The sequence below is a fragment of the Roseibium sp. genome, assembly GCF_039982295.1.
In the GTDB taxonomy this organism is placed as follows: Bacteria; Pseudomonadota; Alphaproteobacteria; order Rhizobiales; family Stappiaceae; genus Roseibium.
The window spans coordinates 89,713-112,982 of sequence record NZ_JBDWYP010000051.1; the positions used below are offsets into that span (position 1 = coordinate 89,713).

Annotated in this window: 20 protein-coding genes; 10 read left to right on the forward strand and 10 right to left on the reverse strand. The window is 59.4% G+C overall.

Annotation, left to right across the window (positions count from 1 at the left end):
* Nucleotides 1-117: 117 nt before the first annotated feature.
* A complete protein-coding gene (locus tag ABJZ52_RS10700) occupies nucleotides 118-1,593 on the forward strand; it encodes a Do family serine endopeptidase (RefSeq protein ID WP_348188094.1) in 1,476 nt (491 codons plus the stop codon).
* Between the two features lie 77 nt (nucleotides 1,594-1,670).
* Here ABJZ52_RS10700 and serB read toward each other — a convergent pair whose 3' ends face one another.
* Nucleotides 1,671-2,561 carry a phosphoserine phosphatase SerB gene (serB, locus tag ABJZ52_RS10705; RefSeq protein ID WP_348188096.1) on the reverse strand — a complete coding sequence of 297 codons (891 nt, stop codon included), beginning with the start codon at nucleotides 2,559-2,561 and terminating at the stop codon, nucleotides 1,671-1,673.
* Between serB and miaA the strand changes: the two genes are divergently transcribed.
* Together miaA and ABJZ52_RS10715 are read left to right on the forward strand one after the other, a co-directional pair.
* Nucleotides 2,545-3,516 (forward strand): tRNA (adenosine(37)-N6)-dimethylallyltransferase MiaA, encoded by a 972-nt coding sequence (gene miaA / locus ABJZ52_RS10710; RefSeq protein WP_348188098.1) that lies wholly within the window; start codon nucleotides 2,545-2,547, stop codon nucleotides 3,514-3,516. The two genes, serB and miaA, sit on opposite strands and share 17 nt — an antisense overlap.
* A gap of 196 nt (nucleotides 3,517-3,712) precedes the next feature.
* Entirely contained in the window at nucleotides 3,713-4,255 is a 543-nt protein-coding gene (locus ABJZ52_RS10715; protein WP_348188101.1) for a GNAT family N-acetyltransferase, read from the forward strand.
* Between the two features lie 388 nt (nucleotides 4,256-4,643).
* On the opposite strand, the gene ABJZ52_RS10720 is transcribed toward ABJZ52_RS10715, so the two are convergent.
* Nucleotides 4,644-6,206, reverse strand: a complete 1,563-nt coding sequence (locus ABJZ52_RS10720; protein ID WP_348188103.1) for a 2-isopropylmalate synthase — start codon at nucleotides 6,204-6,206, stop codon at nucleotides 4,644-4,646.
* Nucleotides 6,207-7,838: 1,632 nt separating this feature from the next.
* Here ABJZ52_RS10720 and ABJZ52_RS10725 point away from each other — a divergent pair.
* The gene (locus tag ABJZ52_RS10725) at nucleotides 7,839-7,967 is read left to right on the forward strand and encodes a hypothetical protein (protein ID WP_348188105.1); all 129 of its coding nucleotides are present in this window, start codon (nucleotides 7,839-7,841) and stop codon (nucleotides 7,965-7,967) included.
* A gap of 49 nt (nucleotides 7,968-8,016) precedes the next feature.
* Here the strand turns inward: ABJZ52_RS10725 and ABJZ52_RS10730 are convergent, their stop codons facing one another.
* Both ABJZ52_RS10730 and ggt read right to left on the reverse strand, forming a co-directional pair.
* Nucleotides 8,017-8,439, reverse strand: coding sequence for a hypothetical protein (locus ABJZ52_RS10730; protein ID WP_348188107.1), 423 nt, complete (start codon nucleotides 8,437-8,439; stop codon nucleotides 8,017-8,019).
* A 258-nt stretch (nucleotides 8,440-8,697) separates the two neighbouring features.
* Nucleotides 8,698-10,506, reverse strand: coding sequence for a gamma-glutamyltransferase (ggt, locus tag ABJZ52_RS10735; RefSeq protein WP_348188155.1), 1,809 nt, complete (start codon nucleotides 10,504-10,506; stop codon nucleotides 8,698-8,700).
* Between the two features lie 233 nt (nucleotides 10,507-10,739).
* On the opposite strand from ggt, the gene ABJZ52_RS10740 reads away from it, so the two are divergent.
* The gene (locus ABJZ52_RS10740; RefSeq protein ID WP_348188110.1) at nucleotides 10,740-11,882 is read left to right on the forward strand and encodes an endonuclease/exonuclease/phosphatase family protein; all 1,143 of its coding nucleotides are present in this window, start codon (nucleotides 10,740-10,742) and stop codon (nucleotides 11,880-11,882) included.
* 75 nt (nucleotides 11,883-11,957) lie between these two features.
* Here the strand turns inward: ABJZ52_RS10740 and ABJZ52_RS10745 are convergent, their stop codons facing one another.
* A complete protein-coding gene (locus ABJZ52_RS10745; protein WP_348188112.1) occupies nucleotides 11,958-12,971 on the reverse strand; it encodes a 1-aminocyclopropane-1-carboxylate deaminase in 1,014 nt (337 codons plus the stop codon).
* 137 nt (nucleotides 12,972-13,108) lie between these two features.
* Between ABJZ52_RS10745 and ABJZ52_RS10750 the strand changes: the two genes are divergently transcribed.
* Nucleotides 13,109-13,585, forward strand: a complete 477-nt coding sequence (locus ABJZ52_RS10750) for an Lrp/AsnC ligand binding domain-containing protein (protein ID WP_348188115.1) — start codon at nucleotides 13,109-13,111, stop codon at nucleotides 13,583-13,585.
* Nucleotides 13,586-13,616: 31 nt separating this feature from the next.
* Here the strand turns inward: ABJZ52_RS10750 and ABJZ52_RS10755 are convergent, their stop codons facing one another.
* The gene (locus ABJZ52_RS10755) at nucleotides 13,617-14,528 is read right to left on the reverse strand and encodes a PhzF family phenazine biosynthesis protein (RefSeq protein WP_348188118.1); all 912 of its coding nucleotides are present in this window, start codon (nucleotides 14,526-14,528) and stop codon (nucleotides 13,617-13,619) included.
* Between the two features lie 132 nt (nucleotides 14,529-14,660).
* Entirely contained in the window at nucleotides 14,661-15,827 is a 1,167-nt protein-coding gene (locus ABJZ52_RS10760; RefSeq protein ID WP_348188120.1) for a GNAT family N-acetyltransferase, read from the reverse strand.
* A 344-nt stretch (nucleotides 15,828-16,171) separates the two neighbouring features.
* On the opposite strand from ABJZ52_RS10760, the gene ABJZ52_RS10765 reads away from it, so the two are divergent.
* Genes ABJZ52_RS10765 through ABJZ52_RS10775 form a run of 3 tightly spaced genes read left to right on the forward strand, consistent with a single transcriptional unit; the run spans nucleotide 16,172 to nucleotide 18,745 of the window.
* A complete protein-coding gene (locus ABJZ52_RS10765) occupies nucleotides 16,172-17,098 on the forward strand; it encodes an ABC transporter ATP-binding protein (protein WP_348188122.1) in 927 nt (308 codons plus the stop codon).
* Entirely contained in the window at nucleotides 17,095-17,856 is a 762-nt protein-coding gene (locus tag ABJZ52_RS10770; RefSeq protein ID WP_192108801.1) for an ABC transporter permease, read from the forward strand. Before ABJZ52_RS10765 ends, ABJZ52_RS10770 begins: the two co-directional genes overlap by 4 nt.
* Before the next feature lie 22 nt (nucleotides 17,857-17,878).
* Nucleotides 17,879-18,745 carry a D-alanyl-D-alanine carboxypeptidase family protein gene (locus ABJZ52_RS10775; protein WP_348188124.1) on the forward strand — a complete coding sequence of 289 codons (867 nt, stop codon included), beginning with the start codon at nucleotides 17,879-17,881 and terminating at the stop codon, nucleotides 18,743-18,745.
* On the opposite strand, the gene ABJZ52_RS10780 is transcribed toward ABJZ52_RS10775, so the two are convergent.
* The 3 genes from ABJZ52_RS10780 to ABJZ52_RS10790 all read right to left on the reverse strand — a co-directional run bounded on the left by ABJZ52_RS10780 (nucleotide 18,717) and on the right by ABJZ52_RS10790 (nucleotide 22,142).
* Complete coding sequence (locus ABJZ52_RS10780; RefSeq protein WP_348188127.1) at nucleotides 18,717-19,940, reverse strand: GGDEF domain-containing protein; 1,224 nt, start codon at nucleotides 19,938-19,940, stop codon at nucleotides 18,717-18,719. The genes ABJZ52_RS10775 and ABJZ52_RS10780 overlap by 29 nt on opposite strands.
* 452 nt (nucleotides 19,941-20,392) lie before the next feature.
* The gene (gene ilvC, locus ABJZ52_RS10785) at nucleotides 20,393-21,412 is read right to left on the reverse strand and encodes a ketol-acid reductoisomerase (protein WP_348188130.1); all 1,020 of its coding nucleotides are present in this window, start codon (nucleotides 21,410-21,412) and stop codon (nucleotides 20,393-20,395) included.
* Nucleotides 21,413-21,500: 88 nt separating this feature from the next.
* Complete coding sequence (locus tag ABJZ52_RS10790; protein WP_348188132.1) at nucleotides 21,501-22,142, reverse strand: TetR/AcrR family transcriptional regulator; 642 nt, start codon at nucleotides 22,140-22,142, stop codon at nucleotides 21,501-21,503.
* A 237-nt stretch (nucleotides 22,143-22,379) separates the two neighbouring features.
* On the opposite strand from ABJZ52_RS10790, the gene ABJZ52_RS10795 reads away from it, so the two are divergent.
* Nucleotides 22,380-23,180, forward strand: coding sequence for a siderophore-interacting protein (locus ABJZ52_RS10795; protein ID WP_348188135.1), 801 nt, complete (start codon nucleotides 22,380-22,382; stop codon nucleotides 23,178-23,180).
* Nucleotides 23,181-23,270: the final 90 nt, after the last annotated feature.

Consider the following 23,270-nt stretch of genomic DNA (forward strand, 5'->3'; position numbering starts at 1 on the left):
GCGCAGAGGGGCCTTCCAGGGCTCGTCTGCGCCATTAAAATGTATAAGCTCTGTTTTGAGATTAGGGGCAGCTCCCGCTCCCCATACCAATCCGTCAGGGATGGAGGATAAAGGCCAATGGCTTTCCAGTTCTTTCGCCGCAATGTGAGATCCATGGCCATTGCGGTCATGCTCGGCAGTGCCGCTTCCTTGCAACCGGCTGCGGTTGCAAACGCACAAGGTCCGGTTTCCGTCGCCGATCTGGCGGAGAGCCTTGGCGACGCCGTGGTGAACATTTCCACCTCGCAGACCGTGCAGGCGCAGCGCTCCGTGCCGATGCCGCAGGTTCCGGATGGGTCGCCATTCCAGGAATTCTTCGAGGAATTCTTCAACAAGCAGAACAAGGGTGAAGACCGCGCCCGGCGCGTTCAGTCGCTCGGTTCCGGCTTTGTGATTGACGGTACGGCCGGCATCATCATCACCAACAATCACGTCATTGAAGGCGCGGACGAGATCACCGCCAACTTCAACGACGGCACGAAGCTCAAGGCCGAGCTGATCGGAACCGACGAGAAAACCGATATTGCGGTTCTCAAGGTGACACCTGAGACCCCGCTCAAGGATGTCAGCTTTGGCGACAGCGACGCCATTCGCGTCGGTGACTGGGTCATGGCCATCGGTAACCCATTCGGTCTGGGCGGCACCGTGACTGTCGGGATCGTGTCGGCGCAGAACCGGGACATCAACTCCGGTCCTTATGACAATTTCATCCAGACGGATGCCTCCATCAACCGGGGTAACTCGGGTGGTCCGCTGTTCGATATGGACGGCAACGTGATCGGTATCAACACGGCCATCATTTCTCCCTCGGGCGGGTCCATCGGCATTGGCTTTGCCATTCCGGCCAAGACGGCAACGCGCGTGATCGCTCAGCTGCGCGAGTTCGGCGAGACACGCCGCGGCTGGCTGGGTGTGCGTATTCAGGAAGTTACCGACGAGATTGCCGAAAGCCTCGGCATGGATGAAGCCTATGGGGCGCTGGTCGCAGGTGTGTCCGACGATGGTCCGGCCGCTGCTGCGGAAATCGAGCCGGGTGACGTAATCCTCGAGTTCGACGGACAGGAAGTCGAAACCATGCGCGAGTTGCCGCGCATGGTCGCGGAAACCGCAATCGGCAAAGCCGTCGATGTGTTGGTTTTACGCAAGGGTGAGGAAGTCACGCTGCAGGTTACTCTTGGACGTCTGGAAGAGGTCGCTTCTGCCGAAACGGACGAGGAAGAGGGTGAAGCCGGTGAGACGGATGCGCCTGAACAGAAAGAAGTTCTGGGCATGATCCTGGCCGAAATCGACGATGCGGCGCGTGAGGAATTCGGCATCGAGGAAGACGTCACCGGTGTTGTCGTCAAGCAGGTCGCGCCGGGCAGCTCCGCTGAAGAAAAGCGCGTTCAGGCTGGCGATGTGATCAAGGAAGTGGCGCAGGAGCCGGTGGCAACACCGGAGGACGTCATTGAACAGGTCGAGAAACTGAAGGAAGACGGACGCCGCTCCGCTCTGCTGCTGCTGTCCAACCAGACAGGCGAACTTCGCTTCGTACCGGTGCGCATCGAAGAGTGATTTTCGCAAACGCTTGAACAAATAGAAAAGGGCGGTCCGATCTGGCCGCCCTTTTGCGTTTAGATGAAGGGCCTGGCTCAGCTGAGCGAGAAATCAGACTGGGAATAGCCTTGCAGGTAGAGCAGGGCGGTCAGATCGCCATGATCGACGCGGGCATCGGCAGCAGCTGCGATGGCAGGTTTGGCGCGATAAGCGATGCCAAGTCCGGCCCTTTCGATCATTGCCAGATCGTTGGCCCCATCACCGACAGCAAGGGTCTGGCCAAAGTCCAGGTTCTTCTCGGCGACAAGCTCCTCCAGCCTTTGACGCTTGGCGTCACGGCCCAGAATCGGCTCCTGCACAAGGCCGCTCAGCATGCCGTTTTCTTCCAGAAGCAGATTGGCCTGGTTTTCGTCAAAACCGATCAGCGCGGCGATTGCGCGGGTGAAATGGGTGAATCCGCCGGAAACCAGCGCGCAATAGGAGCCGTTGGCTTTCATGGTCTGAATCAGTGTGCGTCCGCCGGGCATCAGCTGAATGCGCTCACGCAGGACTTTTTCGATGGCATCAACGGGCAGACCCTTGAGCAGGGCGACCCGTTCACGCAAGGCCGGCTCGAACTCGATCTCGCCGCGCATGGCCCGTTCCGTAATCTCGGAGATCTTGTCTTTCAGGCCAAGTTCAGCCGCCAGTTCATCAATGCATTCCTGTCGGATCATGGTGGAATCCATGTCTGCGATCAGGAGATGCTTGCGCCTGCCTTCGATGGGTTGCACAAAGACGTCAACGGGAGCCTCGCCAAGGGCCTGTCGCAGGCTTGTCTCGGCTGCGAGGGGATCTGGCCCGGCAAAGGCGATTTCGGCTGCGACGCCGGCGCTGAGCGTTGAAGGGCTGCTCGCACCTTCGAGGCAGGCGGCGACGTGCGCCATCAATGCGTCATCGACAGCAGGGCGTGTCGGATTGGAAACGAATGTGGCGACAAAGGACATGAGCGCGACCTTGAGTGAGAAGGATGTGTCGCCCGCAAACGGGCACCGCGCGGTTCTGATAGCCGGAGCGACCGCCAGCGGCAAGTCGGCATTAGCCATTGAATTGGCCCGCAGATGGAACGGCGTCGTGATCAATGCCGATTCCATGCAGCTTTATCGCGAGTTGTCGATCATCACGGCCCGCCCGCCTGCAGAAGACCTTGCCCTTGCTCCGCACCGGCTTTACGGGGTTCTTGGCGCCGAAACCGCCTTTTCAACGGGCGAATGGCTGCGCATGATGGCCGTGGAACTGGATGCCGTGCGTGCGGAAGGCAAGTTGCCCATTCTCGTCGGCGGCACCGGGCTCTATTTCAAGGCCTTGACCGAGGGCTTTGCGGAAATTCCCGAAATTGATCCGGAGATTCGCGTCAGCTGTCGTCAGCTGTCGGAAGATGGCGGCATCGAAGCCGTGAGCGCAGCGCTGGCGCCGCTCGATCCGGTCGCAGCCTCGACACTTCAGGATCAGCAGAGGCTGACAAGGGCGCTGGAGGTTGTGCGCTCGACCGGCAAGAGCCTTTCGGATTGGCAGGCAGAGGCACAAGGCGCGCCCCTGGTCCGGCCGGAAGAGGCCCTTCGCGTTGTTCTGGCCCCGCCCCGCCCCTGGCTTCATGCCCGGATTGAAACGCGGGCAGGGATGATGCTGTCGGAAGCGGGCATTGCTGAAGTTCAGGCGCTGCTGGCGCTTGGCCTGCCGGACAGCCTGCCTGCCATGCGGGCGATTGGCGTCAAGGAGGTGGCGGAGTTCTTGTCGGGCGCTTGTGACCTTGAAGACGCGCGGCAGCGGGTGACCATCGCGACCCGCCAGTATGCCAAGCGGCAGGAGACCTGGTTTCGGAACCAGATGGCAGACTGGATCCGGCTGGATCCGGCCGCTTCACATGCCCCGGATCTGGCCGCGCAACTTCAGGTTATGTGACAGGGCTTGTCATGATGCGGTGCCAATCAAGGATTGTGCGCTGCACTGTGGATTTCTCTCGCTAAATGTCCGTAGAAGCACGGATTTTCCAAGTTCAGGGGTGGAATTGGACTTCGGTGCCTTGGTCCCTTCACAATCTTGGGTTAGGACTTCGCGCAATTGATCCAGACTGGATCAACGCTTCAGGGAGGCTCATTTGCAGCACATCGTCATTGATACGGAAGGGGTCAGGCTCACGCCTTTGTCCGCCACCGATCTGTCGTTGCTGGCGGATCTTCACGCCGACCCCGCGGTTCACCGCTATCTTTCCTCCACCCACGGTGCCTGGTCGCTCGACAAGGTCTCGACCTTTCTTGATGACACTTTGGCAGATCAGGAACGCCACGGTCTCAGCGCGTTCAAGGTGACGGACGAAAACAATACATTCCTGGGTTGGGCAGGCTTTTCGCCTCTGGAGGAAACCTCGGAAATCGCCTTGCGCTGGTGTTTTTCCAAGGACGCCCGTGCCAGGCACAGCGATCTGACGCTTAAGGTGAGCCGGGAGCTGATCGACTGGTTCTTCGAGAACACCTATTTTTCCCATATCGTCGTGCCTGTTCGCACAGACGACCGCAGTGCACGCAGCACGGTTCAGGATCTCGGTTTCGTCTACCGCGAAAGCCGGCGGATCGAAGACATGCCCTGCGATCTCTTCCAGCTTCTCAGCCCGTCCCTGCGCTCCTATCTGGTGAGTGCCTGAGCGGCAAAGCCAGTTTTCAGGCGTTTGGTCTCACGATTGTGGACACAGGAAGCTGTGCGCGCCGAAAAAACCGGACAGGCTTATGTCGATGAGGGGAATCTTGTTTCAGGTTCGGAATCCTGGCGACGGACGGCCATGAGCGAGACCGATCAGTCACCCCCGATTACGGGCTGCTGTTACTGCGGAGCTTCGACGATCTTTGTGAATGCTTAGTCCGGCGTGGTGGCCTGTTGCCATTGCGCGGGGTGCGGCCGTGTGATCGGTCTGTCCCGGTGTTTGCACCCGTAAATGCATGCTGATGACGAGACATGGTCCGCCCTGACGAGCGAAGCCAGATCCTTGCGGTGCGGTCATGAGGCGGTGGCCGTATAAGCCACCGCCTGCCGGATCAGCTGGCCTTCAGTGCGCCCGGGTTTCCTGCCTGCTGGCGCATCGCGAGTTTGTTCATGGCAGAGACATAGGCTCTTGCGGATGCGACCAGCGTGTCCGTATCGGCGCCCTTGCCGGTTGCGATCCGGCCATCGGCTTCCAGACGTACGGAGACTTCTGCCTGTGCGTCAGTGCCTTCTGTAACGGCATGCACCTGATAGAGTTGCAGGGTCGCCTCGTGGGGCACAATCGCCTTGATCGCGTTGAAGGTTGCATCGACCGGGCCATCACCCGTGGCTTCGCGGGTTTCGTGCTTGCCGTCGACGTCCATGGTCAGGATCGCCTTCTGCGGACCACCTGTTCCGGCAATGACCGTCAGCGCAATGACCTTGGTGTTCTCGCCGGCGATGGAGATCTCGTCCTCGACCAGCGCGTCGATGTCCTCGTCGTAGACATGCTTCTTGCGGTCAGCGAGGTCCTTGAAGCGGCGGAACGCATCCTGCAGGGCGTTGTCGCCCAGCTCGTAGCCCAATTCCTTCAGCTTGTCCTTGAAGGCGTGGCGGCCGGAGTGCTTGCCCATGACCAGAGACGTGGCCTTTACGCCTACATCTTCGGGACGCATGATCTCGTAGGTCTCGGCATTCTTCAGCATGCCGTCCTGGTGAATGCCGCTCTCATGAGCGAAGGCATTCTTCCCGACGATGGCCTTGTTGTGCTGTACGGCAAAGCCTGAAGCTCCGGCGACCAGCTTGGATGCGCGGGTCAGAAACTTCGGATCGACATTGGAGGCATAGGGCAGAACATCGGACCGGGTGCGGATGGCCATGACGATGGCTTCCAGCGCCGCGTTGCCGGCCCGCTCACCCAGGCCGTTGATGGTGCACTCGATCTGGCGCGCACCACCGGCCACACCGGCCAGGGAGTTTGCGACGGCCAGGCCCAGGTCATCATGGCAATGGACCGAGAAGATCGCCTTGTCGGAATTCGGCACCCGCTCGATGATGTCGGCGAACATCTTCCTGTACTCATCCGGTGTCGCATAGCCGACCGTGTCAGGCAGGTTGATCGTGGTCGCACCGCATTTGATCGCGGCTTCCACACAGCGGCAGAGGTAGTCGATCGGTGTGCGGGTTGCGTCCATGGCCGACCATTCCACATCGCCGATCAGATTGCGCGCGCGGGTCACCGTGTCGGTGATGATGTCGAGGACCTGTTCTTCAGTCTTGTTCATCTGGAACTGCAGATGGATCGGCGAGGTGGAGACGAAGGTGTGAATGCGGCCCTTTTCGGCGTGTTTCACGGCTTCGGCGCAGCGGTCGATGTCGGCGTGAATGGCGCGGGCGAGACCCGCGATCACCGAGGTCTTGGTCTGTTTCGCGATTTCGCTGACGGCCTCGAAGTCACCGTTTGAGGCAATCGGGAAACCGGCTTCGATGATGTCCACGCCCATCTCGTCGAGGATATCGGCGATCTGCAGCTTTTCCTCGAGGGTCATGGAGGCGCCGGGCGACTGCTCGCCGTCGCGCAAGGTGGTGTCGAAAATGAAGACCTGGTCTTTGTCTGCGGTCTGAGAGGCGGTCATCGGTCTGGTCCTTCCTTGAAGATCCGCTGCCTGTGAGGGGCTTGTTCAGCTCTGTCCCCGGGCACGGCGCGCGATCATGAGTTCTTGATCTGGTAAATGCGCTTCATCCCCCAAGTGCCCGTTCCGCCAAATACGGATCAGCCGACGCTCAGGGGCATCTAAGTAGAAGGAGATCGCCAATTAGGATAAGGCCGCCGCGCGTGGAGGGCGCGTCGCTGGAGAAGCCGGTCATGTCGCGCGATGCGATCATCGGAGGTCTCGGGCCTTGTCTGTTGCCACAGTGTCTTTGGCAATATCTGGTCAGTGCCGAATCGTGCCGCAGAAACGTGACTTGAGCGTTAATGACAAGGTTTTAGGGGATCGGCGGCGACGATGCAAGAGGGGTGAGGCAAGTTGGTTCTGCTCGGCCACATCATCTTCGTTGCTGATCCGGGAAGGGCTGAGAGGTGGCAAGGGATAAAGGCGTGATTGGAGACACCCTTGTGCAGGATGGCCTCGTTTTCCATCCTGAACTGCTTACCGATAGGTCCCCAGCACCACGCCCGCCGCAGGATGTCTCCCCGGCGTTCTGGCTGTTCGGTTTCCCGTCAGAGACGGGATGGCAGGCGCTCCGGACTTGCCGGGAGCGGTTGGGAAAGTGGGATGTGCAAGGCCTTTGCGCCTGCCCAAGTTCCGTGTCCCAAATGACCGAGCGCGCGCCTTTCTCTTTTCTGCGCGCCGGAAGTAGAGCGTCCTCCGGTTTGCCAGATACGAGACGCACCTGAGAGAAGCGACGCCACTCCCCGCCGCAGGTTCAGGCTGCCAGTCACCGGATAGGGGCTGGTCCGTTACACCAGCCCTCATCCTCGAAACCCGGTCCCCACCACCGCGAACGGACGGTCCGCACTCGGCCCCGTGATGGCAGGAACACCATGGATGATACGACAGGTTCCGAGGACGAGGATAAATTTCGGCTCTTCATAGGCTGTGGATGTGTTTTCAATGCCTTGGACGCCGCCTGTCCCCACCGAAATGAGGGATAAGCTCTGTTCAACGCTCAGCCGTCATTGCAGGACCTGATCCTGCAATCCATGCCGTTTCGTGTCTTCAGATCAACGTGGTTCTGCGTGGCAAGGTCACGGCATGGATGCCATGGTCAAGCCATGGCATGACGGAGTGGATGAGAGGGGCGATGCCTTCGGCTGTTGTGTCATTCGGGAAGAGCTTGTCCTGGAAGACGCGTTTAAAGCGACCCCGTCACGCCAAACTCTCGACCGTCATCCTCGGGCGTGTCCCGAGGATCCACTCTTTCTGTATCCGTGGCGAGCCTCTTTGGATTGCCGGGACAAGCCCGACAATGACGAACGCGAGAGGGGCAGCCGCAAGGTTGCTCCATCCCCTCGGCCGTCATCCCCGCCTTGTGCGGGGATCCATTGGTGCCCGAAGCGTCTCGAGCAAAGAAGAGAACGCGCGGCAGTTTCCGGCCTGCTCGCAAACGTCCGGCTGGCAGCTATGTGGATTGGATCCTGAAGCGCTGAGATCAAAGCAGAGAACGCGCGGCAGTTTCCAGCTCACTCACAAGCACTTAACTGATTGCCAAGTGGAATGGATCCCCGCACAGGGCGGGGATGACCGTCGGTGGTTCGGGGGGACATGCGGGCATCTGAAACTTCACAACTGTCCACCATCCCCACTGCCGTCATTGCAGGACCTGATCCTGCAATCCATGCCGTTTCAGCTCTCCAGATCGAAGTGGTTCTGCGTGGCAAGGTCACGGCATGAATGCCATGGTCGAGCCACGGCATGACGGAGTGGATGAGAGGCTTTGCCTTCAGGAAAACGTCAGAACCGCAAGGGCGATGGTGGTGAGGCCTGTGAGGGAGGCTGAGAGCGCGAGCCTTGGCATATGGGGCGCAAGCGGCGCGGGTTTTCCGGCCTTGATCTTGCGAATGGTCATGCGGCTGGCAATGACGATGAGCGTCAAAAGCACGACACCGAGCATCTTGGCGTGAAACAGCGGGCCAAGGCTCTTGCCCCCGTCATAGACGAGCCAAAGCAGGAGCGGTCCGGTGACCCAAAGCAGGCCAAGGGAGTGAACGCTAAGCATGCCGATGCGAGGGGTGATGCCGCGCAGGACCTTTGCAGCTTCCGGATCTGCGGAGCCAGCGGCGCGGATAACCACCAGATTGGCCAGGCTTCCTCCAATTCCCGCGGTGAAGGCAAAGACATGCAGGATTTTCAAAAGCTCGATCATGATGGGGTCCGCGTTGGCTGTTGGCTATGGCTACGGGTTTTTACGTGGCGCGACTGTATGGGCGGGGATGCTGCAGCGCAATCCGGGCGTTTGATAATCTGCAGATTCGTCAAGGAAAACCGGGGGAGGTGAAGCTCATCGGCCGTTCCATAGGCAACGACTGGCACTGCTTCGAAAAATACACCCGAAATTAGGTCTGAAAGCGGCTTGCATCACGACGGAAGGAGCAATCGATGCGCCTTCCGCCGCATGCTGTGCTCAATTCCCCAGAGCGATGCCTTCGCGGCGTGGGTCTGCCCCGCCTTCAAGGCCGTCTGAGGTGATCGCGATGGCGTGGAGGCCGGAGGTGAGGGCGCGTGGATTGACCTTGTAGCCCAGAGCCTCGAGCGGCGCGGCAAGCTCCGTGGCTGCGGTGCCCTCCTCGACATCATAGGTGCCGAAACGGTTGACCAGATGCGGGTAAGCGAGGGCGGCCTGGATGTTCATGTCCCAGTCGAGATGGGCGATGATGGCGCTTGCCACATAACCGATGATGCGGCTGCCACCGGGGCTGCCGACCACGAGCTCAGGCTTGCCGTCTTTCATGACAATGGTCGGTGCCATGGACGAACGGGGACGCTTGCCAGGCTCCAGCCGGTTGGCGATGGGCAGGCCGTCCTTCTGGGTCCGGAAGGAAAAGTCGGTCAGCTCGTTGTTGAGCAGGAAGCCGCGCACGAAGAGGCGCGAGCCGAAGCCGTTCTCGATGGTGGTGGTCATGGACAGGGCGTTGCCATCGGCGTCGACGATGGAAATGTGCGAGGTCGACGGCAGTTCAATGCTCTCATCGTCTGCCATCAGGAGGGCGTGGTCCCAGGGTGGCGTGCCGGGTGCAACTTCGGGCAGGGCATCGTCGCCTTTCAGAAGGTCGGACCGGGTCTTGAGGTAGGCCGGGTCAACCAACCCCTTGGTGGGCATGGGGACGAAATCGCTGTCGGCCATGTAGCGCCCGCGATCGGCAAAGGCGAGACGCGACGCATCGCCGATCAGGCGCCAGGCGTCGGCACTCTTCGGTCCCAGCTTGGCGAGGTCGTAGCCGTCCAGGGTTCCCAGGATCTGACCGACGGTGAGTGCGCCGGACGAGGGAGGGCCCATGCCACAGACCTTGCGGTCACGATAGTCCGCACAGACGGCCTTGCGCTCCTTGACGTCGTAGATCTTCAAGTCGGTGGTGGACAGAAGGCCAGGATTGCCAGGCGCACCGCGGACGGTGTCGACGATGTCGGTTGCGATCAGTCCTTCATAGAAGTCCTTGGTGCCATTGTCGGCGAGTGAGTTGAGTGTCGCCGCATAGTCCTGGTTCCTCAGGGTGTCGCCGGCCTTGATGGGTTCGCCGCCGGGGAGGAAATAGGCCTTCGTGGCGTCGAACCGACCAAGCCGCTCCGCGTCGCCGGCGACCAGGGAAGCAAGGCGCGGCGAGACGGTAAAGCCACCGTCAGCGAGTGCGATCGCATCCTTGAAGAGCGGTGCCCATTCGAGCTTGCCCCAGCGCTGGTGGGCCGCTTCCATGAGCTTCGGCGTGCCTGGTGTGCCGACAGACCGGCCGCCGACGACTGCGTCCCAGAATTTCAGCGGCTCGCCTGCTGCGTCCTGGAAGTAGGTCGGGTCGGCTTCCTGTGGCGCGGTCTCGCGGCCGTCCAGGGTGGTCAGCTCGCCGGTCTGCGCATCATACCAGACCAGAAACGCACCGCCTCCGAGCCCCGAGGACTGAGGCTCGACAAGGCCGAGGACTGCCTGAACGGCGACCATGGCGTCAGCAGCGCTACCGCCCGCCTTGAGGATTTTCGCGCCGGCTTCAACTGCGAGCGGATTGGCCGCGGCAATCATCCAGTCTTTTGCCTTGACCGGTTCGCCAGCGGATTTGGCCGCGAGTGCGGCTGTTGCTTCAGGCGAGAGGTTCTCGAAGGCGGCGGGCACAGTGCTGGCGCTTTCCGGCGAGACCGCATCGGCGGCCTGCTGCGCCATCGCGGACGACGTCATGAGACCTGCCAGGAGCGCGCCGGCGACACGCACCGGAAGGCGGTGTGGCATCTTGAGGCTGAAAACCGATGATCTGGACATGGTGATGACTTTCCCTTGGGACCGGATGCCTTGAGAGGCATGCTCTTGGTAAAATCTGCAGTTGGAAGGTGAGCGTAGCGTGCTTCGGCGGCGTGAGAAAGCTGCTTTGCAGGCGCCTGGATCAACTATTTCTGATATGCTCCGGTCATTCTTGCAAACGAAGGTGGTGGTTACTTGCAGACTTGATCAGGGGAGGCGGGGTCATGCGGATTGCAGCATTCAACGTGGAAAACCTTTTTGACCGGGCGCGGGTGTTCAACGGGCCGGAAAAAGACGCGCACAAGGACGTGCTTGATGCGCATGCCGAGCTGAACAAACTTTTCGAGCATGAGGTCTATTCGGACGCGGACAAGGCGCGCATGCTGGAGCTGATCGATCAGCTCGGCATGCTCAAGCGTGACGAGGGACGCTACACCCGTATCCGCAAGATCCGAGGCTTGCTGATTTCGCGGCCGAGAGCGCCGAAAGTGCCTTACATCAAGGCGAAGGGACGTTCCGACTGGGTGGGCTGGTGTGAGCTCCGGACTGAAGCGGTGGACGAGGTGGCCATCGCCAATACGGCGCGCATGATCCGTGATCTCAAGGCCGATATCCTCGCAGTGGTCGAGGCGGAAAGCCGGCCTGTGCTGCTGTCGTTTCAGGACCTGATGGTGGACCGGTTGGGGCTCGATGAAGCCTATCGGCATGTCATGCTGATTGACGGCAATGACGGCCGCGGCATCGACGTCGGCCTTGCGACCCGCAACGGCTATCCGATTGGCAACATGCGCAGCCACGTAGATGATCTCAAGCCGGACGGTCATCGGATCTTCAGCCGCGATTGTCCCGAATTCGAGGTGACGACGCCGGGTGGCGAGACGATTGTGGTTCTACCCAATCACTTCAAGAGCAAATACGGCGGCAACGACCCCGTGAGCAAAGCCAAGCGGCTGGCGCAGGCAAGTGCTGTCGCGAGCTACTACAATCGCCTGATCGCGGATGGTTTTGAGAATGTTGTCGTGTTGGGTGATTTGAACGACACGCCAGACAGCCCGGAACTTGCACCGCTCCTGGCGGATACAGACCTGAAGGATGTCTGCGAGCATCCGAATTTTACCGAGTTCGAGTTCAACGTCGACAACGGCAACAAGGGGATCGGCACCCATGGGCTGGGCAATGACGACGACAAGATCGACTATCTGCTCCTGTCGCCGGCGCTGTTCGACAAGGTGACCCTCGGCGGGCTGGAGCGGAGGGGCGTTTGGCCCGGGTCGCGGCCGCCGCGCTGGGAAATCTATCCTGAGCTTGAGAAAAAGCATCACGCGGCTTCGGATCATCACGCGATCTGGGCCGAGATCGATATCTGATTTCGTCAGGCATTCTTCAGTTGAGAGGCTGCCCCTTTACGGGCAGCCTGCTCCAGGGGGCTGTTTCGACGCCGATCAGCCGTCCTTGTAGTAGTAGCTGTAGCCGTTGAGGGCCGGTGCGCCGCCAAGGTGGGCGTAAAGGACCTTGGAGCCTTTGGGGAAGAAGCCCTTCTTGATGAGATCAACCATGCCCTGCATGGATTTTCCCTCATAAACCGGGTCGGTCATCATGGCTTCGGTGCGAGCTGCGAGGCGGATTGCGTCATTGGTTTCATCGCTGGGAACGCCATAGGCCGGGTAGGCGTAATCCGGGTTGATGACGATCTCGTCGTCGCTGACCTTGCGGCCGAGTTTCACCAACTCGGCGGTGTTGTCGACGATGCGGCGAACCTGTGCCCTGGTCTGGTCTGGCGTGCCCGAGGCATCGATGCCGATGACCTTGTCGGCGCGGCCGTCCTTTGCAAAGCCGACGATCATGCCGCCCTGGGTCGAACCGGTGACGACGCAAACAACGATATAGTCGAACTTGAAGCCGAGTTCAGCTTCCTGCTCGCGCACTTCTTCGGCGAAAGCGACATAGCCCAGGCCGCCGAACTTGTGCTCCGAGGCGCCAGCGGGAATGCCGTAAGGCTTGCCGCCTTCGTCCCGCACAGACTGCATGGCGTCTTCCCAGCTGCTGCGGATGCCGATGTCAAAGCCGTCTTCAACCAGCCGGCTATCGGCGCCCATCAGGCGGGTCAGAAGGATGTTGCCGACCCGGTCGTAGACGGCATCGTAGTGAGGCACCCACTTCTCCTGAACGAGACGGCACTTCATGCCCAGCTTGGCGGCGGTGGCTGCGACCATACGTGTGTGGTTGGACTGAACGCCGCCGATTGACACAAGCGTGTCTGCACCCGAGGCAATAGCGTCCGGCACGATGTATTCCAGCTTGCGCAGCTTGTTGCCGCCAAAAGCAAGGCCGGAGTTGCAGTCCTCTCTCTTGGCATAGATCTCGACCGAACCGCCCAGTTCTGCAGTCAGACGGGGCAGGTGTTCAATCGGGGTGGGGCCAAAGGTGAGGGGGTAGCGTTCAAAGTCGTCGAGCATAGGTTTCTCCGGTGTCTGTCTGCCGAAATGCTAACAAGACGTGCGCCGAAGGTGCTTTCAAAGATGGATGAAATTTCGTGTTATTTGATATAAATTTCGTCTAATAGATTTTATTGATCTCGTAATGGATCCAGAAAATGGAAGAATCTTTCACGTCGGAATTGGATCGCACGGACCGCAAGATCCTGCGTCTGCTGCAGGATGACGGCCGATTGACCAATGCGGAATTGGCAACGCGGGTGAATGTCAGTGCTGCGACTTGCCACCGGCGAACCCAGCGTCTGTTTCAGGAAGGCTTTATCAAGTCAGTGAGGGCGCAGGTCGAGCCGCAAAGCGTTGGCCTTGGCGCTCTGGTGATGGTGGGGGTGGTTCTCGACCGCTCCACGCCCGAGAGCTTTGCCGCCTTTGAAGCTGCCGTTGTGAAGATGCCATCGCTGCTCGACTGCAATCTGGTCGCTGGCGACTTCGATTATCTTTTGAAAATCCGCGTGAAAGACATGCCGGATTTCAACCGGCTTCACGCCCGGGAGTTGATCACGCTGCCCGGTGTGCGCCAGACGCGTACCTTCTTCGTGATGAAGGAAGTGACGGATAATGCGCCGCTGGTCTTTTGACCGCGCGGCGCATTGAGATCACGGGTTTTGATCAAATGAACAGTTCGCCGCGGGCGACGATGGTTGCCTGACCGCCAACGCGCACTGCATGGAGCTGCTTTTCCTCGACGTCGATTTCAAGATCGATTAGGGACGGACGCCCCATGACGAAGCCCTGTTCGATGCGGAACACGTGGCTGCCGCCGGGCAGGCGGTCGAAGTAGTGAATGGCGCCTGCGAAAGCCGAGGCAGCTGATCCTGTTGCCGGGTCTTCCGGAATGCCCATCTCCGGTGCGAACAGCCTTGCCTGGAAGGCGCTGTCATGGGAGCGGGTTTCGCGGCAATAAACGTAGGCGTCGTTGTGCTCGTCCTGATCAAAGGCCGCGCTCCAGCGCTGCAGATTGGGCTTTGCGCGGGCGAGGGCATCAAGATCCCGGACCGGGATGAAGTTGAAGGCAGGGCCGACCTTGAAGCGGGAGGGCTTGTGGTTTTCAAAGCCGATGTCGGTCGGGTCGAGGCCAAGGGCTTCCGCGATCAGCTCGTTGTCCTGGGTCGGGCCGGCATGTTCCGGCAGCTTGGGAACATCGAATTCGGCGAAACCGGCTGCGTTTTCGCGCAGGATCACGGCGCAGCGCACGGCGCCGATTTTTTCCTTCAGGACGACCACGGCGTCCTGTTCACCTGAAATTTCGCCGAAGCGCTCGGTCGCCAACAAGATCGCGGTGCCGACAGTGGGGTGGCCGGCGAAGGGAAGCTCGGTGCCTGGCGTAAAAATCCGGAGCGTCGCAGAATGCCCGGGGTTCTCCGGCGGGAGAACAAAGACGGTTTCCGACAGGTTGAATTCACCTGCAATCGACTGCATCTGGGCGTCGCTCAGGCCTTCGCTATCGAGCACAACCGCAAGGGGATTTCCGGCAAGTGCTGTGTTGGTGAAGACGTCGAGGATGGCGTAGCGGCGTCCCATATTGGCAGTCTCCCGAGAGATGTCAGTGTTCAATGCAAAAATGATCGGCGGACTGTTGCACGGAAAGCCCGTTGTCCGCCAGCCCGGTAGTGGTGTGCTTGGTTAAGGGAGCGTAAGCAACGGTTAATTCAGTCAAATCGACAGGAGGTGCCGAGCGAGTGCCCGGGCATAGGACACAAGGTCGGGACTGCAGAGATCGCCTTGGTTTCTCAGGATCCGCATGTCCGCCAGTTCCTGCTCCTCACTGGCAAGAGAGAAGGCGACAATATCCCGGGCCAGATCTTCGGCAGGTTTGTCCACGTCGATGACCTGGGCAATGGAGATGCGCGGGCCATCGAAAACGGCGAACCGCTCGCCGGGTGACACATCGGATCGGCTGAGGCCGGTTTCTTCTACCAGCTCACGGAAGATGGCGCCGTCCACATCGACCGTGCCGTCGGCAAGGACATCCGACGGATCCAGGTTTCCGCCCGGTGGATAGACCTTGCCGGCGTTGGCGGTCTTGTCCGACATGACGCCAAAAAGAAGTGCGCCGTCGCTCGACCTCAGGATAGCCGAGCCGAAGAGGTTGAAGGCGGTCAGGTCGGGGGCGCCCCAGTCCCTCCAGGTGAGAAAGGCGGCGAATGAGCATTCCAGGCATGTGCCCTCAAAGACACCGTCCTTGAAGGAATGCCCGGACAGCTTCAGTGTCCGGCCATTCCAAAGATGGGGATTGTGCCGCAGGGCATCCTGCCAGTGGCTTTCAATGGCTGCGTGGTGTTCGTTTTCAAAGCTCCAGGACCTGCCGTGGTCCAGTTTCAGCTTGATGTCCCTGAGCGGCAAGATGCCGGCGGGAATGGCTTTCTCCAGCACCGGGATTTTTCCGGTTGGTGCCATTTTGCTGGGGCGCGTGCCGACGGCTTTAAAACCGTTTTGTTCGTAAAAGCCGACAGCATAGTGGTCGCTCTCCAGTCGAAGCAGGGTGGCACCCTCCGCGCGGGCCAGATCGCTCAAACGCGTGAGCAGCAGAAGGCCCAGACCCTGTTTCACGCTTTCGGGCGCAATGAATAGGTACTCAATCAGGTAGACTTGAGGATCTTCGGGAGTACCCAGGCGACCGCCGGCAAAGCCAACCGGTTTGCCGTTCCGTTCGGCAATGAGCATGTCACAGGCGGAAATCTCCTGCTGACAGATGCGGAAGGCACTTTGGAAACCGCTCATCTTGTCATCGTCATAGCCCCAGGAGGCCTTGCTGCGATGCATGATGTCGGTCAACGCGGTTGTATCGCCCGGATGGGCCTTGCGGATCTTGAGTGTCATGAGGCCTCGGGAAATGGCAGGCGAGACTCAACGGTTAGCTTGGATGTATGACGAGAACAAGTCCGACCGGCCGCTCGTCCGGGTAGAGGCTCCGCGCGGGTCGATGGCGTGGGAACCAGAGCCTCGGGTGCGTCAGCGGATGAATGTGCCAGCACGCAATTCTGTCTGCGTAAACAAGGGCTCAGGTTGTCGAAGGTGTTGGGAGAGGGGCGTTGCCCTCTTTTCAAGCAATGCCTGCTCTGGCAGTGTGCGGGCAACTTTTGGTGCGTTGGCGCGTTGCCTTCGTCCGGATGCAGTGTTTTTTGTGCATCGCTCTCCTTTTCTAGTCTCATTTGCGGGATCCCATGGCTCCGATCATTTCCGTTCGTGACCTTCAAAAAACCTATTCAGGAGGTTTTGAGGCACTGAAGTCCGTGTCGCTGGAGATCGAGGAGGGCGAGGTGTTTGCTCTTCTTGGCCCCAATGGTGCTGGCAAGACAACACTGATCAGCACGATCTGCGGCCTGATCATGCCGACATCCGGCTCCATCTCCATCGGCGGTTTCGACACCCAGGCAGACTTCCGGGCTGCGCGCCGTCTCGTGGGGCTGGTGCCCCAGGAAATGCCGACTGCGCCGTTCGAGATCGTCAAGGATCAGCTGAAGTTCAGCCGGGGCCTTTTCGGCTTGCCGCGCAACGATGACCTTGTCGAACAAATCCTCAAGGACCTGACGCTTTGGGACAAGAAGGACAATCCGATCATGGCGCTGTCAGGCGGCATGAAACGAAGGCTTCTGGTGGCCAAGGCGCTGGCTCATGAACCGAAGGTGCTGTTTCTCGATGAGCCGACAGCAGGTGTCGATGTGGAATTGCGCCATGACATGTGGCGTGTGGTCGAAGGGCTGAAGGAAAAGGGCGTCACCATCATCCTGACCACCCACTACATCGAAGAAGCCGAGGAAATGGCCGACCGGGTTGGCGTGATCAACAAGGGCGAGATCATCCTTGTCGAGAACAAGGACGCGTTGATGCGCAAGCTTGGCCGCAAGCAGCTGACGCTTGAGCTTCTTGAACCGCTCGAGGTCATCCCCGATGTCTTGCAGTCGCACGGGCTGAAGCTGGAGGGGGAGGGCCGAAAGCTCGTCTACGTCTATGACACACAGAGCGAACGGACAGGTATCACCGCGTTGATCAGCGCTCTTTCGGACGCAGGCATTCGGTTCCAGGACCTGCACACGACCCAAAGCTCGCTCGAAGACATCTTTGTTGATCTGGTGAAAGTGAAATCATGAATTATCACGCGATCAAGGCCATTTACTATTTCGAAATGGCGCGGACCGTGCGCACGATCATGCAGTCTATCGTTTCGCCGGTCATCTCGACGGTGCTGTACTTCGTGGTCTTTGGTGCCGCCATAGGCTCGCGCATTTCCGAAGTTGATGGCATCTCCTACGGGGCGTTTATCGTGCCGGGTCTGATCATGCTGTCACTGATGACCCAGAGCCTGTCCAATGCCTCCTTCGGCATCTATTTTCCGCAATTCACCGGCACGATCTTCGAGATCCTCTCCGCGCCCGTGTCGTTTCTGGAAATCACCATCGCCTTTGTCGGGGCGGCGGCCACCAAGGCGGTTCTGGTGGGGGTGATCATTTTCATCACCGCCTCGTTCTTCGTGCCGCTGGAAGTGCAGCATCCCGTCTGGATGGTGACCTTCTTCCTGCTCACGGCGATTACCTTTGCGCTGCTCGGCTTCATCATCGGGATCTGGGCGGACAACTTCGAGAAGCTGCAATTCGTGCCGCTTCTGGTGGTGACGCCGTTGGCCTTCCTTGGTGGCAGTTTCTACTCCATCAACATGCTGCCGCCCTTCTGGCAGAACGTGACGCTGCTCAATCCGGTGGTCTATCTGATCTCCGGTTTCCGCTGGAGTTTCTACGGTCAGGCGGATGTGAGCCTTGGGCTCTCGCTGACGATGACACTGGTGTTTCTAACCGCCTGTCTTGCGATCATCTGGTGGATCTTCAAGACCGGCTACAAGCTGAAAGCGTAAGTCGATGCGGATGACACATCTGATGCGGAACGGAGCCGCCTTGCTTCTGGCTGTCTCGCTGGCGGCCTGTCAGACGGCGCCATCCACGCCGACCACCGCGAATGCCGTTGCTCCCCAACCCGTGCCGACGGTTGCCGCAGTTGCCTATGCGCCGGCAGCCACGGCCGTGCCGCGGGGCTATTCCGAGCTGGTGATCGACATGGTGAGCGGGGCCGAGCTTTCCTCGATCAACCCGGACGAGCCGCGCTATCCTGCATCTCTGACGAAGATGATGACGCTTTATCTCCTGATCGAGGAAGTGGCGTCAGGGCGATATTCTCTCTCCACGCCTTTGAACGTTTCGGCCAAAGCAGCGCGTCAACCGCCCGCGAAGTTGGGTCTCAAGGCCGGGTCGACCATCACGGTTGAGCAGGCCGCACGGGCGCTCGCGGTGAAGTCGGCCAATGATGTGGCCATCGTGATTGCGGAGAATATCTCGGGGAGCGAGAGCGCCTTTGCGTCGAAAATGACATCGAAGGCCCGGGCGCTGGGCCTTTCGCGCACACGATTTGTCAATGCCAGTGGCCTGCCGGATCCCGCGCAGGTCACAACTGCGCGGGACATGGCAAGCCTTGGGCGGGCCCTGAAAAACCGGTTTCCCCAGTACGGGTCGTACTTTCGTGCGACATCCTTCAGCTTCAATGGCCGGTCCTATCGCGCGACCAACAATTTGCTGGGCAAGGTTGCAGGCGTCGACGGTCTGAAGACCGGCTACATCAGCATGGCGGGCTACAATCTGGTCGCCACGGCGCGGCGCGGTAACGCACAGCGAATGGTGGTTGTCATGGGCGGAAAGAGCGAGGGCGCCCGTGACCGTCAGGTCACGAAGCTTTTGGAGCAGAGCTTTTGATCAGAGCAGGGGACGCGTTGCTCCATTGGTCATCTTCAACGATGGTGAGCGCGTCGGACCGTGTCAACGAGACGCGGTTGCGGCCCGCGTGCTTGCTTTCATAGAGACCATCGTCGGCAAGCTTCAGAAGCTGTTTGTGGTCCATGCCGTCGCCCTTGCCGTGATAGATGCCGGCCGAGAGCGTCAGGCGAACGTCCTCAGGTGCAAAGTGCAAGGGTGTGTCAGCAATCGTCGCGCGGATGCGTTCGGCGATCTCAAGGGCTTCCGAATGAGAAATTTCCGGCATGAGGGCGGCGAATTCCTCGCCTCCGACCCGGGCCAGGCAGTCTTCCTCGCGTAGATGCCACTGCATGATGTCGGTGCAGATCTGGAGGGCTTCATCGCCTGCGCCGTGACCAAAACGGTCGTTGACGGATTTGAAGTGATCCAGATCGAATTGCACGACGGCGAAGTTGCCACGCTCGGGCTGTTGCAGCAGCTCTTTCAGCCTCAACGTGAACTCGCGGCGATTGAATGTGCCTGTCAGCGGGTCCCTGTGGGCGGCGTCCTGCTGTTCTGCAGATTTGCGCTCGAATGCCAGGGACAGGGAAAACGCGCCGCTTGTGGTTACGAAGACGAGGGCGATCATGAGGTGCACGGGCAACAGAAACTCATTCGTCAAACCGAAAATCTGGTTGCTTTCCGTCCCGATGCCCTGAGCTACGCGCAGCGCGAAGGATGCGGCGATGAGCATGAAGCTGAACGCGAGGCCGTATCTTGAAGAAAGGCCGTCAGCGCGGCGGGACCAATACTCTGCTGCAGTGGCGGTCGCCAGAAAAGCGAGCATCAGATTGGTGACCGTATAGGTCAGCGCATAGTTCTGGCTGATATGTGCGGGCAGGCTGGTTGCCAGCATGATCCCCATTGGTATCAGAAGGCGCAAGTAGCAGACCTTTTGGTCATTGAACTGCATTGCGCCCTGATTATAGCGGGCGAAGGCCGCGATCATCAGGCCATTTGGAACGATGAACGCGAGCATTTCCGGCAAGCCGGTGTCAAGAATGTAGAAAAACAGTGCCGCTGCGAGAAACAGGTTTCCAGACACCCAGGTGCGCCAGAACCGCTCGCGCTTCATGTCGTGGAAGGCGGTTAAAAACGAAACCGAGAATACGGTTAATATCAGACAATTTGCGGCAAGGAGTGAGAACTTGTCCATGACGGAACGCTCTTTCTCGATAATATTTCTTGGTAAATTCAACAATGCGATTTGCGGGAGACTAGGTAGCGCAACTTTCCGGCTACTTACCTGTTTCCTTAAAATTTTAGTGATTTTCTAAAATACCGCATGGGGAGTTGCGGGGCAGTTGCAAAAGCTATTTTGAATCAGAGCGGTGCCGGAAATTGTAACAATGCACAGGCACTTTCTTTTTTTGTGGAGTTTGTTTTTGCGAAAATCAGGCGGCTTTGAAAAGGGCGCTGGCGGGCGCGCTGCGTCAGGCGTGACTTGATACAGAAAGGGCCGGGATTGCGCCCAGCCCTTAAGGTTCCTGCGACCAGGTGATCGCTAGTTCTTCGTCTTGTCGACCAGTGCGCCGGACTTGATCCCCTGCGCCCTGCCTCTGGCAGGCGCAAGGTTTAGCTGTCTTGGCCAAGTCCGGCGCCCGGGTCTTAGTTCTTGGTTTTGTCGACCAGTGCGCCGGACTTGATCCACGGCATCATGCCGCGGAGCTTTTCGCCGACTTCCTCGATCTGGTGCGCGTCGTTCAGGCGGCGGGTTGCCTTGAATTTGGCGGCACCAGCGCGGTACTCCTGCATCCAGTCGGAGGTGAACTTGCCGTTCTGGATGTCGGTCAGAACGCGCTTCATCTCGGCCTTGGTCTCGGACGTCACGATGCGCGGACCGGTGACATACTCGCCCCACTCAGCGGTGTTGGAGATGGAGTAGTTCATGTTGGCGATGCCGCCTTCGTAGATCAGGTCCACGATCAGCTTCACTTCGTGCAGGCACTCGAAGTAGGCCATTTCCGGGGCGTAACCGGCTTCGACCAGGGTTTCGAAACCAGCGCGGATCAGCTCGACGAGACCGCCACACAGAACAGCCTGTTCACCGAAGAGATCGGTTTCGCACTCTTCCTTGAAGGTGGTTTCGATGATGCCGGAACGGCCGCCGCCGACGCCACAAGCGTAGGACAGGCCGAGATCGTGGGCGTTGCCGGATGCGTCCTGATGAACGGCGATCAGGCACGGTACCCCGCCGCCTTTCTCAAATTCACCGCGTACGGTGTGACCCGGGCCCTTCGGTGCGACCATGAGAACGTCGATGGTGTCCTTCGGCTCGATCAGGCCGAAATGAACGTTCAGGCCGTGAGCGAAGGCAATTGCAGCGCCGTCGCGAATGTTGGAGGCGATGTGGTCCTTGTAGATGTCAGCCTGTAGTTCGTCAGGCGTTGCCATCATCATCAGGTCCGCCCAGGCAGCGCCTTCAGCAACGGTCATGACCTTGAAGCCGTCGGCCTCAGCCTTCAGAGCAGTGGTCGAGCCTTCGCGAAGGGCAATGGCGATGTCCTTCTGGCCGCTGTCCCTCAGGTTCATGGCATGGGCACGGCCCTGTGAGCCATAACCGATGACGAGAACCTTCTTGGACTTGATCAGGTTCAGATCGGCATCGCGATCGTAATAAACACGCATTGGTATTCCTTTCTCCCGTTGTGCCCGGGGCCTGCTTTTGTAAGGCCGGTGCCCGGAAATATGCTGAACTTGTGTTGGCTGGCCGGCGTCAGGCGCCGAACAGCGAGTAGAACCGTTGAACCGCGTCCCTGGCCTGTCCTTCCAGGTCGCGTTCTGCTGCGCTGGCGGTTTCGCCCAGCAGCAGGCGGATATGAACGTCGCGCACAGCCAGGCCGTAAAGGACCTGATAGGCCTCCTCCGCGTCGTCGAACTTCAGATAATTGCGGTGGCGGCCGGCCTCCAGCAGTGCACGCGCCTTGGCGCTGATCATGTGCTTGCCGCGCACCAGAAGCAGCCGGCCAAGCCGGTTGTCGTCGCGGTTTGACTGGCCGATGGACAGACGATTGAGAGCCACGGAGGTTTCGCCGAAAAGAACCGCAAGCAGCTCTGTCGCGAAGGCAATCAGATGGGTGCGAAAGGTTTCCGCGTCCGCAGTGGCGCCGCTCTCGGGCGGAAAGTGAACCTTGCTTGCCTGATAGGCCACGACCGCAGCCAGAAGCCCGTCGCGGTCACCAAACCACTTGTAGAGGCTTTCCTTGGAGCAATTGGCCGTGCGCGCCAATCCCGCTGTCGTCAGGGCCTTTTCGCCGCCCTCGACCAACAATCCAAGAGCGCACTCCAGCACCGCTTCCTGGCGCGGGGTGAAGACGATATCTTCGAATTCCGTGTCTATGGAGGGGGCGAGGGACATGACTGCTGTCTCGGGTTCTTCTGCGCGTTTCCAAGGTGGCAACCTGTCCAGAAAGATAGGTGTGTGCCGTTTGGTTCGAGTTTGTACCGTACGGTACGGTTCGTATTCATAATTCCCTTCTGTGTTTGCCGTCAAGCGGGATCTTTCATGCTCCCAGCAGTTTCTTTTCAAACCGGCTTTGAAAAATGAGAAAAGAGAAACTAAATATGATTTTTAAATTCATGTATAGGATATCAAATGGCCCTCCCAACCCGCAGGAAACCCCGAATTCTCACCGTGAAGTCAGCGTCTTACATCACGCCGAATATGGTTCGGGTGACGCTGACGGGTGATGATCTGGCTGACTTTCCCGATCACATGGAAGGTGCGCATTGCAAGCTGGTGTTTCCGCGCGAAGGCGAAGACCTGGCCAGTTTTACCGCTTTTCACCAAGCCATTTTGCCGAAAAAGAAGGTGCATGCGGTCAGGACCTATACGGTTCGTTCCTTCCGCCGTGAGGGGTTTGAGCTGGACATAGACTTTGTTGCGCATGGCGACAGCGGCCCTGCGACACTCTGGGCCCAGGCTGCTAAGCCGGGTGATTTTCTAGCGTTCATGGGGCCCGGCCCGGTGAAGGTGACGGACTTCTATGCCGACTGGTATCTGGTCGCAGCAGACATGTCCGCGCTTCCTTTGGCTGCAGCCACCCTGGAGACGATGCCGCGCTCGGCAAAAGGCGTCGCCGTCCTTGAAGTGCATTCCCTGGAGGACCGCCAGGACATCAATCTGCCCGAAGGTATCGATGTGCACTGGCTCGTACAGGACGATCCTCACAAATTCTCTACGGCTCAGCTGGACTTCATTCAGCAGCTGGACTGGCCGGAAGGACGTGTTCAGACCTGCATTGCCGGCGAAAGCGGTCTCATTCGCCAACTGCGTCAACTGGTGCTGGTGGATCGCGGCGTTGACCGGAAGGATGCCTATATTTCGGGTTACTGGAAGGTCGGCCTGGTTGAGGACGAACATCAGGAGGCAAAGCGAGCCGGTGTCGCCGGGTAAGGCGGCGCAGCAGATTCATTATTGTCAATAATAATGAGGTTTGTGACTGCTAAAGTCGGAGGCTTTCTTTGTCAGACTCAAGGGAAATCG